This window comes from Frankia sp. RB5 (genome assembly GCF_059816245.1).
In genome coordinates, this window is sequence record NZ_JCBATA010000004.1 from 153539 (window position 1) to 168722 (window position 15184).

Sequence of the window (15184 nt, forward strand, 5' to 3'; positions counted from 1 at the left end):
GGGCGGGGTCAGGGCCCGGATGGCGGTCTGAGACGTTGGCCGGGAAGGATGACGTTCGGGTCGTGGCCGATCAGGTCCGCGTTGGCGGCCCACCAGCGGGGCCATTCGGCCGCGATCTGCTCGTGCGTGGCGGTCGGGCCGAGGTGGCGCGCGGCGATCGTCCACAGGCTGTCGCCGCGCAGGACGACGATCTCCTCGCCGCCGGTCGCCGCGCCGGTCGCGGGTACTCCCGTGCCCCGATGCGCCGGGGGGACGACCGGGTCCCGCGACGGCGCGCTCGGTCTGGCCGACGGCGGGGGCGAGGTGTTCGGCCTGCTCGGGGACGCCGCGGTTCCCGGGGACGGGGGACGGGTGGCGTGGTCCGATCCGCTCGCGGTCGAGGCACCGCCGGCGGGGGCCGGGCCGGTCGGTGCCGTCGACGGACCCGCCGGGCTCGCCGGCTGCGTCGAGGGGCGGGTCAGATCGGGCCAGCTCGCCGGGAGCCGGGCCGTGGTGAGTCGGACGGGTGTGCCGGGGTCAGGGGCGGTGTGCTCCGGAGCCACGCCCTGGGCGGCCTCCGGGGATCTGGGCGGCGTCGTGGCTCCGGGGCGTGCCAGGGACGCGGGCAACGTCGAGGGACCGCCGGCGGAGGCCGACCTGGCGGATGAGGCCGGGGAGTCCGCCGCCGGGGTGGTCGGCGCAAGATCCACCACCGGCACCGACGCGCCCAGCCCGGGGACGGTGACCCGCGGGCTGGCCTCGGCGGCGACCGCGGTGGCCTGGCCGGGGGCCGCGGCGACGGTGGGCGTCGCGGCCCGCACGGTCACGCCCGGGTCCGCCGCCCTGGACAGATCCGGGAGCACCGCCGACGCGCTGACGGCGGCGGGCGAGGCGGGACTCGCGGCCAGGGCGGGCACCGCCGCCATCACCGGCGCGACGCCGGCGGCGAGGGTGACGCCGAGGCCGAGTTCGACCAGCCGGCGCATGGCGCGGGGCAGGACGAGCCGGGCCAGCACGGCGCTGATCCGGCCGACGCCGCCGGGGATGGCGGCGGCGACGCCGAGCAGGACGCCGAGGCACAGCCAGAGCAGGCACAGCCACGCGATCGCTGCGACGATCGTCACCAGGCCGCGCTCGGGTGCCTCGGCGAACCAGTGCGGTACGTCGCCGGCGCCGGCGGGAAGGTCCGCAAGAGGCGGGCCGAAGACGATCAATATGATCGCCATGCCCACCGCGCCGGCCGCGCCGGCGAGCCGCGCCAGCGTCCGCCGGACCGGTCCCGCGCTCATCGCCACATCCCCTGTCTGCCGGATGGCATCGAACGGCTTCGTTTGCCTATGTTTGGTTGTGTAAACCTCTTGAGCCCCACTGTCAATCCCGCTTGCGTCGTCCGTGAGTGAACGGGTCGATCGGCGCGCCGCGGAACGTACCCAGCCGGGAGGAGACCTGATGCGGTGGGAGGACCTGTTCGCCGACCTGGAGCTGCAGTGGGAGGCGGAGGAGGCGGCCGAGCTCGCGGCCGAACTCGCCGACCGCAGCCGCAGGGAGGCCTCCTACCTGCGGATGATTGATCGGATGCGCCCGGTCGTCGGGCACCGGACCCGCTGCCGGGTCCTCGGCGGCCATCGGGCACCGGAGACGCTGCACGGCACCCTCGCCGCACTCGGTGTGGACTGGTTCCTGCTGGCCGAGGCCGGTGCGACGGAGGCGCTGGTGCCGATGCGCTCGCTGCTCGCGGTCGAGAACCTGCCGGTGGTGTCCGCCCAGCCTGGGCACGAGGGGCCGCTGGCCGCCAAGCTCGACCTGCGCTACGTGCTGCGGGGCCTGGTGCGGGACCGATCGGCCTGCACGCTGCGGCTGGTGGACGGCGACGGCCTGCATGGAACCCCGGTGCGGGTGGGCGCGGACTTCCTGGAGGTGGCCGAGCACGCCGTCGGCGAGTTCGCCCGGCGCGGGCGGATCCGCTCCGGATGGACGCTCCCGCTCGACGCGATCGCGTACGTCCGCCGGATCCCCTGAGCGGCCGGCTCCGCTCCGGACGGGATGGCTCGGCACGGTCTGGCGCGGGATGGCGGTGGGCTCAGTCCTCCGGGACGGCCTCGCCCCGGCTCATCGGATTGGCGGCGACGAACGCCCTGGTCTGCTCGTAGGCACGCTGGATGTACGCCTCCAGCTCGGTGCGCTCGACGCGCCACTGCCCTCGGCCACCGATCTTGATGGCGGGCAGCTCGCCGGAGCGCACCAGCGCGTAGGTCTGGCTGGAGGAGATGTTCAGGATGTCCGCCACGTCGCTCAGCTGAAGGAAGCGGTCGTTCATCGGGTCCTCCTACTGAGGGCGGGTGTCTCTCCTCTCGTGTGTATCAGAGATTCCACGGTTCATCGCCTCCAGATGCCTCAGGTTGTGGATAACTGCGCGCGGACGCGATCGAAAGCCCTTGCTCGCCCCTGACCGGTTCGGTTCTTTCCCGGATCCATCGCCGACCGGGCCTGCTCGCGTCGGCCGGTTCGGCGGCGTGGTCCCGGTAGCAGGACAGACGGGTCGAGGTTGCCGCGGGCGCACATCGCCGGGGGCGAGGTAAGCGTCCAACTGGTGTGCTCAGATGACCCGGATTGTTGCGGTGTGCGATGGTCGGTCGCGGCCGGCCGTCGATTGTGCCGTTTTCGCGGCGATGCGCTTGCCGGTATGACTGGGTTCGGAGCCTTCGACCACGTACGCTCTGCGACCGGAAGGTGTGTACCCGCACCCGACGGCCCGCCAGGAAGATCAAGGGAGGTCACCCGGTGACCGAGCTCGCCGCGGCGCCGGTCCGTCCCGAGGCGTCCCCGCCCCCGGGGTCCCCGCCCGCCCGCCGGCTCACCCGGCGACGATGGCGCGACTCGCGGCTGCTCATCGGCGTGCTGCTCGTGCTCGTCTCGGTGGTCGTGGGCGCGCGGCTGTTCGCGTCGGCGGACTCGACGCGCCAGTGGGTGGTGGCCCGCGGCGACCTGCCGGCCGGTCACGTCATCGTCGATGGCGACCTGAGCACCGTGCTTGCCCGCCTCGACGCGGGCACCGCCGACCGCTACTACCCGGGCGCCCGGCTGCGTGATCTCACCGGGGCGACCCTCGCGCGGCCCGTCAACGCCGGCGAGCTGGTCAGCGGCGCCGACTTCGCCGGGCGCAACACGCAGGCCACCCGGCTGGTGCCCGTCATCGTCAAGGCGGGCCGGCTGCCCGAGCTGGAGCCCGGCGACCACGTGGACGTCTACGTCTTCCAGCCCGGTGGGGCCGCGCAGGATTCCGGCGGCACGACCGGCGCCACCCAGGGCGGCGGTCAGAACCAGCCCGCCCCGGCCGCGGGCGCAGGCGGGGAGTCCCTGGTGCTGCACGACGTCGAGTTCGTCAGCCTGGAGAAGCTCGCCAGCGGGGACCGTTCGCTGACGTTGCGGGTCCCGGTCGACAGCGCGATCCAGGCGGTGGCGGCGTCGCAGAGTGAGCGCGTCGACGTCGTGAAGCTCGAGCGGGACTCCCGTGGTGGTGTCGGCGCGACCGGGCCGACCGCCGTGGCGGGGTACGGCCGGTGAGCCTGCCGATCCTGACCGCGGTGACCGACTCGGACGTCGAGGCCGGCCTGGTGTCGGCCTTCGACCGACGTGATCTCGGTGTCACCGTGGTCCGCCGGTGTGTCGACCTGCCGGACCTGCTGGCGGCGGCGACGACCGGCGCGGCGCGGGCCGCGCTGCTGTCGGCCGACCTGCGCCGCCTCGACCGCGACGCGCTGACCAGGCTCGCGATGGCCGGCATCGCGGTCGTCGGTCTGATCGCCCCGGGCGACGAGGATGCCGATCGCCGGCTGCGTCAGCTCGGCGTCGCGGCGGTTATCCCGGCGGACGCCACCGCGGAGGTCGTCGCCGGCGCGGTGGTCGAGGCGTCCCGGGCCCTGGTATCGAACGCCGTGCCCGCCGCCACCTGGGGCACCGGCGCGTTCACCGGCTCGTACAGCGAGGCGCTGCCCGGGTTCGGCCAGCTCGCCCCGGTCGGTGCCGGCGCCGACCCGATGGGCGTGGCCGAGGCCGGCAGCGGCCGGGTGGTCGCGGTCTGGGGCCCGGCGGGCGCGCCGGGGCGCACCACGCTCGCGCTGTGCCTCGCCGCCGAGATCGCCGCGCTCGGCGCCGCCACGCTGCTGGTGGACGCGGACTCCTACGGTGGCGCGGTCGGCCAGCTCGTCGGCCTGCTGGAGGAGGCGCCGGGCCTGGCCGCCGCGGCGCGGTCCGCCAATCAGGGCCTGCTCGACGTTCCCCGGCTCGCGATGCTCTGCCGTGACCTCGGTGACGGGCTGCGGGTGCTGCCGGGGATCTCCCGGCCCTCCCGCTGGCCGGAGCTGCGGCCGGCCTCCATCGAGACGGTGCTCTCGCTGGCCCGGCGACTGGCGACGTTCGTCGTCGTGGACTGCGGCTTCTGTCTGGAGACGGACGAGGAGCTGTCCTTCGACACTGCGGCGCCGCGGCGCAACGGGGCGACGCTCGCGGTCCTGGAGGCGGCGGACGTGGTGCTCGCCGTCGCCTCGGCCGAGCCGGTGGGGCTGGTTCGGTTTGTCCGAGGCCTTGCGGATCTGCGGGAGGCGGTGCCGGCGGCGGACCCGCTGGTGGTGGTCAACCGGCTGCGGGCATCAGTGGTCGGCGGCGACCCGTCCCGCGAGGTGAGCCGCGCGATCCTGCGCCACACCGGGACGGAGCCGGTCGCGCTGGTGCCCTACGACCTCGCCGGGCTGGACGCCGCCCAGGTCGCCGGCCAGCTACTGCGGGACATCGCACCGACCTCACCGGCCCGGCTGGCCATCCGGGAGCTCGCCGGGCGGCTCGCCGGTCGCCCGGCGGCTCCCCGCCGCCGGGGCGCCTTCCGCCGACAGACCCGCTGATCCCGGCTCCGGGCAGGGGACGGACGGCCGAGGGCCGCGGCGCCCATGCCGGCGGCGTCCGGCCGTGCCGCGCAGCCGCCTACGCCACACTCTCACTCTTCGTGTGTGAGATGCCGAGGCGCGGCAGGTGCAATGGCAACTCACGGTTACGCCTACGGCATAACCGTGACAATTCGTGTCCGTCCTGTGGCGCCCGGGTAGCGGTCACGGTTACAGCGAGCGATTCGTGGGCATCGCTGTGTGGAACGGTCTCGGCTGGGAAGTGAAGGAGATCTTACCAATCGCTTTCCATCGGATGCGATCAGGCCATTGCCGTCATTGATCCGACGCGCTGGGAAGTGGAAGGCCGGGTGGCGGCGCTCGCACACCGCAGAGAGTGACATGTGGTGTGTTTGTGTGTCCGTTCCCTTTCGGCAACGTTACGTTAGTGTGGGCATGCCCAGGAGTGCCTGTCGGATCGTGGCCGCGATCGCGACCCGCGATCTGGACGGCAGGGGGATGCTCGGGCGAGACGGCTGGGGGTGTGTCGGGTGAGCCGGGAGTACGCGAAGGCGGTGGGCGCCCGCCTGCGAGCGATTCGGATACAGCAGGGCCTGTCGCTGCAGGGAGTGGAGCAGAAGTCGCGCGGTCGGTGGAAGACCGCCGCGGTCGGCTCCTACGAGCGCGGTGACCGCATGATCAGTGTGCATCAGCTCTCCGAGCTCGCTGGCTTCTACGGGGTTCCGGTGTCCGCGCTGTTGCCCAGTGAGGATCAGCTGCCGCCGCGGGAGCGCCGTCCGCGCACGGTGCTCAACCTGGAGAAGCTCAGCGAGGCCCCGCCCGACTCGTCCGCGCTGGTGCGCCGCTGGGTGGCGCAGATCCAGCGCCAGCGCGACGACTACGCGGGGCGCGTCCTGTCGATCCGCGACGGCGACGTGCGCGCCCTCGCCCTGCTGCACGACACCACACCGCAGGAGTTCGCCGAGCGGCTGCGGAACTGGGGCGTGCTGGAGACGAGTTTCGCCGAGGAAAGCGAGGAACCGCCGGAGTAGTCCGGTGGCCCGTCCGGGCGCGTCTCGCGCCGCAGGCGACGTACGGTCAACGCGGACCGTGGACTGCGACTGGCCCATCCCCGGTCGAGTTCGGGCGGCGAGGTCCCGCCTCGGGCTCGACCGGGCCAGGTGCGACCGGGTGGCCCACATGACAGCGGGCGGACCGGGGCGGCAGCTGCCCCCGCGCAGGGGACTGCACCATCCGGTCGTTGTGCCGGGAGGTGGACGATGTCCAGAAGGCGGGCAGTGCGTCGTGGCCTGGTCCTCGGTGCCGGTGGAGTCCTCGGCTCCGCCTGGATGATCGGCGCGCTGCGTGCGATCGAGAGCGAGACCGGCCGCGACCTGGCCAGCAGCGACGTGGTGGTCGGCACGTCCGCCGGCGCCGTGGTGGCGTCGCTGCTGCGCCTCGGTGTCGGTGTCGAGGTGATGGCCAACTCGGAACGCGGGATCTACGAGGCCGGCGACCCCGTCCTCGACTATCGGGATCTCGGTGCCTCCCTGCCGCCCCGGCCGCGCATGCGGATGGGCTCACCGCGGCTGCTCACCGCGAGCGCCCTGCATCCGCGGCACGCGTCGCCGATGGTCACGCTGGCGGCGATCCTGCCGCAGGGCCGGGGCAAGATCTCCGCGGTGGGCGACCTGGTCGCGGCCGCGATGGAGCGCGCGGGCCTGGACCGGTCGGGCTGGCCGGCGCCCGGCGACCTGCGCGTGGTGGCGATGAACTTCGACACCGGACACCGGGTGCTGTTCGGAGCGCCCGACGCGCCGCGGATGTCGCTGCCCGATGCCGTGATGGCCTCCTGCGCGATCCCCGGCTGGTACGCCCCGATCGAGGCGGACGGAGCGCGGTTCGTCGACGGCGGCACCCGTTCGCCGGCGTCGGTCGATCTGGCCGCCGCCGCTGGGCTCGACGAGATCATCGTGGTGGCGCCGGCCTGCTCGTTGGCCTCGGACCGGCCTCGGGGGGCCGTCGCCCGCGTCGAGCGCCAGGTGCGCCGCGCCGCGACGCGTCGGCTGCTGCGCGAGGTCGCCGAGGTCGAGGCGGCCGGCGCCCGGGTCACCGTCCTCTGCCCCGGCCCGGAGGACCTCGAGGTCATGGGCGGGAACCTGATGGATCTGACCCGTCGGGCGGAGGTGTTCGAGACCAGCCTGCGCACCACGGTCACGGCGCTGCGGGCGGGCGCGCGGTCGCGTCCCCGGACCCGGCCGTCGCCGAGCCGGACCGGGCAGCCGGCGAGCGGCGTCGACGCGGGTGGCGCTCGGACCAGGTCCGGAGCCGGGGCTGGCCCTGGGGCGGACGGCGACGCCGGCCCGGCAGGCGCGACGTCCACCGGGCGGACGGGCCGCTCGGTCGGGCTCGACCTGGCCGGTTGAGTCCGCGAGCGAGCGTGCGACCCGGGCCCGTGCCGACCCCACCAGCGGTCGGCACGCGCCCCGGCGGCGCGCCGTGGTCGGAGCCGGACCCTCGTCGAACGCGACCGGCGTGCACTTGGGAGACTGATGCCGTGCGCATCTACCTGCCCTCCACGCTCACCGCCGCGCGATCGGTCTGGGAGTCCGGGCAGGTGCCGGCCGGCACGGGTTTCGCGGTGACCCCCGCGTTGCGGGAGTGGTACGCCCAGTCGGAGTCCGAGGAGGAGCTGGAATACGCGGTGCTGCACGACGCGGCGCGGGCGAGCCTGCGGCTGCTGGACGCGGACCCGGCGGCGCCCCGGCGGCGGCTGGTGTTCGTGGCCGAACTGGCCGACGGTGAGGTGCGGGTGCGCGACGATCTGGGGCGCGGCGTCGTCGAGGTCGACTTCCCGGTGCCGTGGACGAGCGTCGAGGCGATCCACGTCGACGACGGTGACGACGCCGACGTGCTCGCCGCCGTCCACGCGGCGGCCGACCAGATCGTCGAGGCCGATCTCGGTGGCGACGACGCCGCCTTCACGGTGGACAGCGTCGAGGGCTTCGAGCTGCTCTGGTTCGCCCCCCAGGAGCTACCCGACCTGCTCTGACCGTTATGACACGGACCACACCCGTTGACGGTCCCGTGGGTTTTTTCCCCTGGACCGGTGGTGATCCAGTATGGAATGTTGATATCGCACCGCGTCCGCGGTGGCTGTCCGGTTCCGCTCCGGTGGTGTCGGTCGTCGCCCGGCGTGTCCGTCTCCCGATTTCTCCACGCGCGACGGGACGGACGGACAACGGTTGTCCCTCCCCGGGTTACGCCCGATGTTCGCTGTTGCGAATAATGCGTAGGTAGCCGTGAGGCGCCGCCCGGGACTGTGCCCGGACGGTGCCGATGGCTCGTTCTTCCACATCCTTCGTACCGAGATGCCGCCCCCGGACGGACGGGCGGGCGTGGATCTCGAACGGCCCACCGCGGTAAGGAGGCTGGCAGCCCATGCTGTACCTCGCCGGGCAGATCCTGGCATACGTGCTGGTGGCGATGGTCATCGGCGCCGCGCTGGCGTGGGTGTTCCTGATCGCCCCGCTGCGCCGGCAGGTGCGGGAGGCACGAGCGGGCCAGGTGCCTCCCCACGCCGACGACGAACCGGAGCTCGCCCCCCTCCCGGCGCCGCCGGACGAGGGCGAGGGCGAGCCGGCGGCCCGGGACGCCGTTAGGTCCGATCTCGGGGACGGCGCCGGCAGCCGGGTGGGTGCCGGACCCGCCGTCGAGCCCGCCGAGGCGGAGCATGCCGACGTGGAACACCCCGCGGCGGACGCCGGTCGGGTCGTCGCCGCGGTCGAGCCCGACGCGGCGGACGCCGATCGGGACGAGGCCGACGCGGGCGACGCCGATCGGGACGAGGTCGTCGCGGCGGTCGAGGTCGTCGCGGCGGTCGAGGTCGTCGCGGCGGTCGAGGCCGACGCGGGGGACGCCGATCGGGACGAGGTCGTCGCCGCGGCCAGGGCCGATGCTCCCGATCAGGTCGATGCTCCCGATCAGGTCGACGCTCCCGATCAGGTCGACGCTCCCGATCAGGTCGACGCCGCTGATCGGGTTGGCGCCGCTGATGGGGGCGAGGCCGCCGATCCGGCCGGCTATGCCGGTGCGGACCTGGCCGAGAGCGTGGTCGCCGCCAGCGTTCCGGTCGGCGCGGAGCTGGCCACCACCGGGCCGATCCCGATCCCGGTGCCGGTCCGCGCGCCCGGTGAGCCGGTGGCGGAGCTGGTCTCCCTGCTGCACCGGCAGCGCGACGACTCCGCGCTGGAGAAGGCGGACCTGACGGCCCGTCTCGCCGTCGCCGAGCAGCGCGCCGCCGAGGCCGAGCAGCGGATCTTCGACGCCGAGCGGCACGCCGCGACCGCGAGCGCCCGGGTGGAGGAGATCGAGTCGGCGTTGCGTTCCCGGGTGGAACAGGCGACGGCCCCCCGCCCGAGCCGGGGCGCCCGGGCCGTCCCCTCGATCGACGCGCAGACCGGACCGGATGTCGCGGACCTGGTACGCACGGCGGAGGCGTTGCGCCGTCAGCTCGCCGAGGCGGAGGGGCGGGCGGCCAAGTTCTCCTCCCGGCTGGCGATGTCCCGCACCGAGGCGGAGGACGCCCAGCGTCAGGTCGCCACCATGACCACCCGTCTCGACCGGCACCAGGCCGAGTGGGCCGCCGAGCGGATCAGCCTGCTCAACCGGATCGCGAAGTCCGAGTCGGAGCTGGAGCCGGGCGCCGGTCAGGACACGGCCGCCGACGTCGAGAACAGCGCGGCCGTCGAGTACGCCAAGATCGTTGGCTCCGCCCGGGCCGTGGCCACCGCGCGGGCGGCGGGGATCGCCCGGGCGGCCGCGCCGGCCCGTCCCGGCGACGACGCGGATGTCGTCGGCGCCGAGCCGGCCCCTGGCTCCACTCCCACGCCCGCGCCTGCCTCCGGGTCCGGCTGGGCGCTCGGTGCGGGCGCGGAGCCCGGCACCGGGGGCGTCCGCGCGGGCGGACCCGACGGTGGGGCCGAGCCCGCTGGCGCCGCCGAACCCGGGCATGGGATCGCGGACCGCGGGGACGGCGGGATCGCGGACGCGGGCTTCGGGCGCCACCCGCTCCTGGAGGGCCCCCGGGAGGCGATGGTCGGCGACGTCACCACGAGACTGGCGCGGCCGGCGGTGACCACGAAGGAGCGGCCGCCGGCGGTGGCCGGCGCGTCGTCGAGAGTGGGCGCCGCGCTGGCGGTGGGGGTCCGCGCCGGGGCGACCGGCGAGCAGGCGGCGGGCGGCCGGGTCGTCATGGAGCCGTCGCCTCGCTGGAACGGACTGCTGGACGCCGGTACCACCGCCGGGGACAACCTGAAGGAGATCGTCGGTGTCGGCCCGGTGATCGAGGCGCGGCTGCGGTCGCTGGGCATCACGACCTTCGGGCAGCTCGCCGAGATGGGTGACACGGACGTGGCCCGGCTGGCCCGCATGCTCGACGGTTTCGGGGACCGCATCCTCTCCGACGACTGGGTCGGCCAGGCCCAGGACCTGCAGGCCCGCCACTACGGCGGGGTGTACTAGTCGGTCGTGACGCGCGGGCGGCGGCGCGGTCCGGTCCGGTGCCCGCGGGCAGTCGCCGACCACGCGTGCGGGAGGCGCACGCTCAGAGCCCGGAGATCAGACCCTCGATCTCGGCTTCGAGGATCCTGCGGTCGGTGACGTCGCAGTAGAGCCACAGGTGGCCCCGATATCCGTCGGCGGAGGTCAGCGCGATGTGGCTGCGCTCGAGCACCCGGCCGTCGGCGAACATCACCGCCTCGCGGCGCAGCGTCCGCCGCCGCCGCAGCAGCGTGTCCAGCCGGGCGGCGAACCCGGACGGGTCGTCGACCAGGCCCGCGCGGGGACGCAGGTGCCGGCGACAGTCGGTACCGACCAGGTCGACCGGTGACTCCGCCAGGTCGAACAGATCGCAGTACAGCTGGTTGACGGCGACGACGGCACCGTCCCGGTCGGCTATGAGCACCGCGGTCGTCAGCTCGGCGAGCAGCGTCGTCAGCCAGCGTTCCCGATCACGACAGGCCTCCTCGATCCGGCGCATCTCGGCCAACATGCAGCCACAGTCCCCGTCATCGTGGGGCCGGAGGAGCTCGGTGGGTACCGTCGGGCGCACGTCGGCCTCCTCATTCCGGTGCAGCACGACGGCGGCGCGCCACTCCGCGCCCGGGGGCAGCGCCCCGCGGGGATAGGACGGCGCACGCTCCTCCGCGGCGTTCGCCCCGCCCGCGCGGCCGGGAGTCGGCTCACCGGGGACGGGGCGGCGCGGCCGGGGAACCGTCCAGCGTGGCTCGCCGGCCGAGGAGCCGCCCTGGTCGGGCGATCGTGCCGGTGGCCCGGACGGGGGCTCTCTTGTCGTGTCGCGTCGGCCGGTGCCGGAAGGGTGGGCGGAGCCCGGCGGCGGGACCCGTCCTGACCCGGACGGATGGCGGCGATGCGCCGGGCGGTCGCCGGTCTGACGCGGGCCGTCCACCTGATGATCAGGCTGGTCGTCGTCGTCGGCGGCGCCGGACGCGCCGAGGGCCTGGGCGGCCTCGTCGAACGGGTCGTGGCCGCTGAGCCCGTCGAAGATGCCGTACCGGTCCGGGCCGCTGGGCAGGATGCCGTCCGCCCGGCCCGCCCACGGTCCGGGTGCCTGCGGTCCGGGTGCCTGCGGTCCGAGCGCGTCCCGGCCGAGGATCTCCTGGCCGAACAGCTCCGAGCCGAACATGTCCGGGCGGAATATGTCCGGGCGGAACAGATCCTGGCTGAACGCATCCTCGCTGAACGCATCCTCGGTGAAGGCATCCTCGGTGAAGGCGATCCGGCCGAGGACATCGTGCTCGAGCGGGTCGTCGCCGAGACGGTCGTCGCCGAGCAGATCGGTGTCGAGGAGGTCGCCGGCGAGCCTGTCGCCCTCGGGCACGGGAGGCGAGGCCGGGGTGAGGGTACCGACGATGCGTCGACGACCGTCGCCGGCGGACGTCTCCACCGCCTGCATGATCGCGGGCGGGGCCGGCCGGCCGGGCGCGATGAGCCGGATCCGGAGTGAGAAGCCGTCGCCGTGTGTGATCAGGCGTCGCCAGTGGTCGCTGACGGTGGCGAGGTCGTCAGGGTGGACGATCTGCTCCAGCCCGTGGCCGACGGCCTCGTCGCGGGGGAGTCCGGTCAGTTCGGACCACGGCTGGTTCACAAAGAGATGCCGGCCGACCGCATCGGTCGCGAATATCGCCACCGGGCAGTTCTCGACAATTCGCCAGAACATTTTCCAGGCGGTCGTGTCGAACATGTCTGACGGTTGCGAATCCCGATTTCCGCTCATCGGGCCGCCCCTTTCGGGCCGCGCGGTCCACATCCCCGCCGGGCCCCGGGCAGCGCCGCCGGAGCGGACGGACAGGCTACTCGCGGGCAGCGGGCGAGCCCAGCTATCGATGGCTGACCGGACACGGAAGAGACCCCCGAGGCAGGTGTCGGCCGCTCACCGGGTGGGATCGGCGGGGTGGGGGGAGGCACCACCGGTCGACCTGGCAGGCGGTTGTGGCAAGACGGTCGCGCGGGTTAGGGACCGCAGCGAGGTTATCGCCTCGACGACGATTCGAGGCCGAAATCGCGCGGGCGTTTCCAGGGCGGTCGGTACACGGCTGGTCGCGACCGGCATGTGCGCCCCGTGATGCCCCTGTCTCGCTCCGCACGCGGGACGATAGTTGCGGAGAGTGACGCATCGGGTGGTCAAGGTGGGACGCTGTGCACACCGTGACCTGGCTGTGTCCTACCCGGCCCGACGGGCGATGGGAGGTTGTGCGAACGTTGTTGCGTCCGCCCCGATCGTCGGGGCTTGATTTGGAGTGACCTTCTTTCTACGCTTCGTAGCAATTATCCGGGCGAAGGAAGAAGCGGAGCCGGAGGAGCAGCGGTTTCGTGGCGGTGGCACGCGGCGGGTGGATGGACGCCACATCGTTCGTCGAGGACGAGGTCCGAGAGCTCGTCCGGCGGCGTTCCCTCGATCCCGTGCGCGATCCCGCGCAGGTGCGCCAGCTTGTTCTCGAGGTGCTCGCGGACTACGAGGAACGTGTTCTCGTCAGCGACCTTCCGCCCGTGGTGGACCGGGATGTCACGGCCCGCCTGGTCTACGACGCGGTCGCGGGGTTCGGCCCGTTGCAGCGCCATCTCGACGACCCGTCCATCGAGGAGATCTGGATCAATGAGCCGGGCCGGGTATTCGTCGCCCGCGCCGGCCGCAGCGAACTCACGACGACGATTCTGACCGCCGACCAGGTGCAGGATCTGGTCGAGCGGATGCTCAAATCGTCCGGCCGCCGGGTCGACCTGTCGACGCCGTTCGTCGACGCGATGCTCCCCGACGGCTCCCGGCTGCACGTGGTCATCCCGGACGTCACCCGGGTGCACTGGTCGATCAACATCCGCAAGTTCGTGCTGAGCGCGGGCAGCCTTGACGAGCTCATCGGGCTCGGCACGATCACCGCCGCCGCCGCCGCGTTCCTCGAGGCCGCGGTGGTGGCCGGTCTGAACGTCATCGTCGCCGGCGGCACCCAGGCGGGCAAGACGACGCTGCTCAACTGCCTCGGCTCGGCGATCCCGGCGCGCGAGCGGGTGATCTCCTGCGAGGAGGTCTTCGAGCTCAAGCTGCGCGCCCCCGACTGGGTCGCGATGCAGACCCGCCAGGCCAACCTGGAGGGCAGCGGCGAGATCCGGCTGCGCCGGCTGGTCAAGGAGGCGCTGCGGATGCGCCCGGACCGCCTGCTCGTCGGCGAGGTGCGTCAGGAGGAGGCGCTCGACCTGCTCATCGCCCTGAACTCCGGCCTGCCCGGGATGTGCAGCCTGCACGCCAACTCGGCCCGCGAGGCCGTGACCAAGCTGTGCACGCTGCCGCTGCTCGCCGGTGAGAACGTCAGCCACGCGTTCGTCGTGCCGACCGTCGCCGCCAGCGTCGACCTCGTCGTCCACCTCGCCAAGGACGTCTCCGGCCGGCGCCGGGTCACCGAGATCGTCGCCCTGCCCGGCCGGGCCGAGGGCGACATCGTCGAGATCGCCCAGATCTACCGCACCCGGGCGGAGGGCCTGGTGCGCGCGGACGGCTATCCGCCGCACGCCGACCGCTTCGCCCGCGCCGGCTACGACCTGCCCACCCTGTTGGCCCAGGGCGACCACGACCATCCCCACGGGCAGGCACACCGGCGGCCCGCCGGCGGCTGGCCCGAGATCGCGGTGGAGCACTGATGGGAATCTTCCTCGGCCTGCTGTTCGGGCTCGGCCTGTTCCTCATCGTCACCAGCGGCCGTCCCCGCGCCTCGGCCGGCCCGACCGTCATGCGCTGGGAGACGGCCACCGCCGAGCTGCTCGCCCAGGCTGGCATCCGCGGCCTGAACCCGCGGCAGTTCGTCGCGATCAGCGCCGCGCTCGGCGTCCTGGTCGGGCTCGTCGTGCTCGCGCTGACCGGAACGATCTCCCTGGCCGGTGCCTTCGCGCTGTTCGCGGCCCTGCTGCCGCGGACACTGATCGTCCGCCGCCGGCACGCCCGCATGCACGACCTGCGGGAGCTGTGGCCCGACGTCGTGGACAACCTCGCCAGCGCCGTGCGGGCCGGCATGTCGCTGCCCGAGGGCCTCGCCGCGGTCGGGGTGCGCGGGCCGGTGCAGCTGCGCCCCGCCTTCACCCGCTTCGGTGAGGACTACAGCGCCACCGGGTCGTTCTCGACCTGCCTGGACCGCCTCGCCGACGAGCTCGCCGACCCGGTCGCCGACCGCATCATCGAGTCGCTGCGGATGGCCCGCGAGGTCGGCGGCACCGACCTCGGCCGGCTGCTGCGCACCCTGTCGACCTTCCTGCGCGAGGACGCCCGCACCCGCGCGGAGCTGGAGACCCGGCAGGGCTGGACGGTCAACGCCGCCCGCCTGGCGCTGGCGGCTCCCTGGATCGTGCTGCTGCTGCTCGCCACCCGCGGCCAGAACGTGCGGGCCTACGACAGCCCGACCGGCGTGCTGGTGCTGGCGATCGGCGGTGGCGTGTCGGCGCTGGCCTACGTCCTGATGCGGCGGATCGGCCGGCTGCCGGAGGAAGGCCGGGTGCTGCGCGGCGGTACCGCGGCCGCGGTACCGGACGCAGAGCCGGTCGCGGCGACCGTCGGCGGCGCTCCCCCCGCGGACCCGCCCGGCGCCCGGCCGAGGCTCGGCCCCGGCGGCGGACCCCGGATGCCCGGTGGTGGTTTCGGCGGCGGCCCCGGCAGCGACACCGGGGGCTGGGCGGGCGGACCCGGCGGACTTGGTGGATTCGGCGGGTCCGGTGGATTCGGCGGGTCCGGCGGATTCGGCGATCCGGATGATGACGATCCCGGC

General features: G+C 73.9%; 11 protein-coding genes and 1 pseudogene. 9 read left to right on the forward strand and 3 right to left on the reverse strand.

Annotated features, from left to right (window positions below):
• Positions 1-8: 8 nt before the first annotated feature.
• Positions 9-1268 carry a LysM peptidoglycan-binding domain-containing protein gene (locus AC6EXY_RS03430; protein ID WP_499816667.1) on the reverse strand — a complete coding sequence of 420 codons (1260 nt, stop codon included), beginning with the start codon at positions 1266-1268 and terminating at the stop codon, positions 9-11.
• Between the two features lie 160 nt (positions 1269-1428).
• Between AC6EXY_RS03430 and AC6EXY_RS03435 the strand changes: the two genes are divergently transcribed.
• Positions 1429-1998, forward strand: a complete 570-nt coding sequence (locus AC6EXY_RS03435) for a hypothetical protein (protein ID WP_101833586.1) — start codon at positions 1429-1431, stop codon at positions 1996-1998.
• Between the two features lie 61 nt (positions 1999-2059).
• Here the strand turns inward: AC6EXY_RS03435 and AC6EXY_RS03440 are convergent, their stop codons facing one another.
• Positions 2060-2296: a helix-turn-helix domain-containing protein gene (locus AC6EXY_RS03440; protein ID WP_101833587.1), complete on the reverse strand. Its 237-nt coding sequence runs from the start codon at positions 2294-2296 to the stop codon at positions 2060-2062.
• Positions 2297-2760: 464 nt separating this feature from the next.
• On the opposite strand from AC6EXY_RS03440, the gene AC6EXY_RS03445 reads away from it, so the two are divergent.
• The 6 genes from AC6EXY_RS03445 to AC6EXY_RS03470 all read left to right on the forward strand — a co-directional run bounded on the left by AC6EXY_RS03445 (position 2761) and on the right by AC6EXY_RS03470 (position 10379).
• On the forward strand, positions 2761-3543 hold the full coding sequence (locus AC6EXY_RS03445) for an SAF domain-containing protein (protein WP_499816668.1): 783 nt from the start codon (positions 2761-2763) through the stop codon (positions 3541-3543).
• Complete coding sequence (locus AC6EXY_RS03450) at positions 3540-4877, forward strand: CpaE/TadZ family protein (protein ID WP_101833492.1); 1338 nt, start codon at positions 3540-3542, stop codon at positions 4875-4877. The genes AC6EXY_RS03445 and AC6EXY_RS03450 overlap by 4 nt, the downstream gene beginning before the upstream one ends.
• Before the next feature lie 530 nt (positions 4878-5407).
• Entirely contained in the window at positions 5408-5908 is a 501-nt protein-coding gene (locus tag AC6EXY_RS03455; protein ID WP_101833491.1) for a transcriptional regulator, read from the forward strand.
• Between the two features lie 228 nt (positions 5909-6136).
• Positions 6137-7282 carry a patatin-like phospholipase family protein gene (locus AC6EXY_RS03460; RefSeq protein ID WP_101833490.1) on the forward strand — a complete coding sequence of 382 codons (1146 nt, stop codon included), beginning with the start codon at positions 6137-6139 and terminating at the stop codon, positions 7280-7282.
• 131 nt (positions 7283-7413) lie between these two features.
• The gene (locus tag AC6EXY_RS03465; protein WP_101833489.1) at positions 7414-7908 is read left to right on the forward strand and encodes a DUF6912 family protein; all 495 of its coding nucleotides are present in this window, start codon (positions 7414-7416) and stop codon (positions 7906-7908) included.
• 389 nt (positions 7909-8297) lie between these two features.
• Positions 8298-10379, forward strand: a complete 2082-nt coding sequence (locus AC6EXY_RS03470) for a helix-hairpin-helix domain-containing protein (RefSeq protein WP_499816669.1) — start codon at positions 8298-8300, stop codon at positions 10377-10379.
• A gap of 82 nt (positions 10380-10461) precedes the next feature.
• On the opposite strand, the gene AC6EXY_RS03475 is transcribed toward AC6EXY_RS03470, so the two are convergent.
• Positions 10462-12153: a PAS domain-containing protein gene (locus tag AC6EXY_RS03475; protein WP_499816670.1), complete on the reverse strand. Its 1692-nt coding sequence runs from the start codon at positions 12151-12153 to the stop codon at positions 10462-10464.
• A 620-nt stretch (positions 12154-12773) separates the two neighbouring features.
• Between AC6EXY_RS03475 and AC6EXY_RS03480 the strand changes: the two genes are divergently transcribed.
• Both AC6EXY_RS03480 and AC6EXY_RS03485 read left to right on the forward strand, forming a co-directional pair.
• Positions 12774-14069 (forward strand): TadA family conjugal transfer-associated ATPase, encoded by a 1296-nt coding sequence (locus AC6EXY_RS03480; RefSeq protein ID WP_243407867.1) that lies wholly within the window; start codon positions 12774-12776, stop codon positions 14067-14069.
• Positions 14069-14923, forward strand: a pseudogene (locus tag AC6EXY_RS03485) (type II secretion system F family protein); the annotation flags it as partial. The gene AC6EXY_RS03480 and the pseudogene AC6EXY_RS03485, both read left to right, overlap by 1 nt.
• Between the last annotated feature and the right edge of the window lie 261 nt (positions 14924-15184).

Bases quoted from the DNA above. Each gene is read 5' to 3' on its own strand.
- AC6EXY_RS03480 (WP_243407867.1), top strand. From the start codon at position 12,774: ATGGACGCCACATCGTTCGTCGAGGACGAGGTCCGAGAGCTCGTCCGG.
- AC6EXY_RS03440 (WP_101833587.1), bottom strand. From the start codon at position 2,296: ATGAACGACCGCTTCCTTCAGCTGAGCGACGTGGCGGACATCCTGAAC.
- AC6EXY_RS03460 (WP_101833490.1), top strand. From the start codon at position 6,137: ATGTCCAGAAGGCGGGCAGTGCGTCGTGGCCTGGTCCTCGGTGCCGGT.
- AC6EXY_RS03430 (WP_499816667.1), bottom strand. From the start codon at position 1,268: ATGAGCGCGGGACCGGTCCGGCGGACGCTGGCGCGGCTCGCCGGCGCG.
- AC6EXY_RS03435 (WP_101833586.1), top strand. From the start codon at position 1,429: ATGCGGTGGGAGGACCTGTTCGCCGACCTGGAGCTGCAGTGGGAGGCG.
- AC6EXY_RS03470 (WP_499816669.1), top strand. From the start codon at position 8,298: ATGCTGTACCTCGCCGGGCAGATCCTGGCATACGTGCTGGTGGCGATG.
- AC6EXY_RS03475 (WP_499816670.1), bottom strand. From the start codon at position 12,153: ATGAGCGGAAATCGGGATTCGCAACCGTCAGACATGTTCGACACGACC.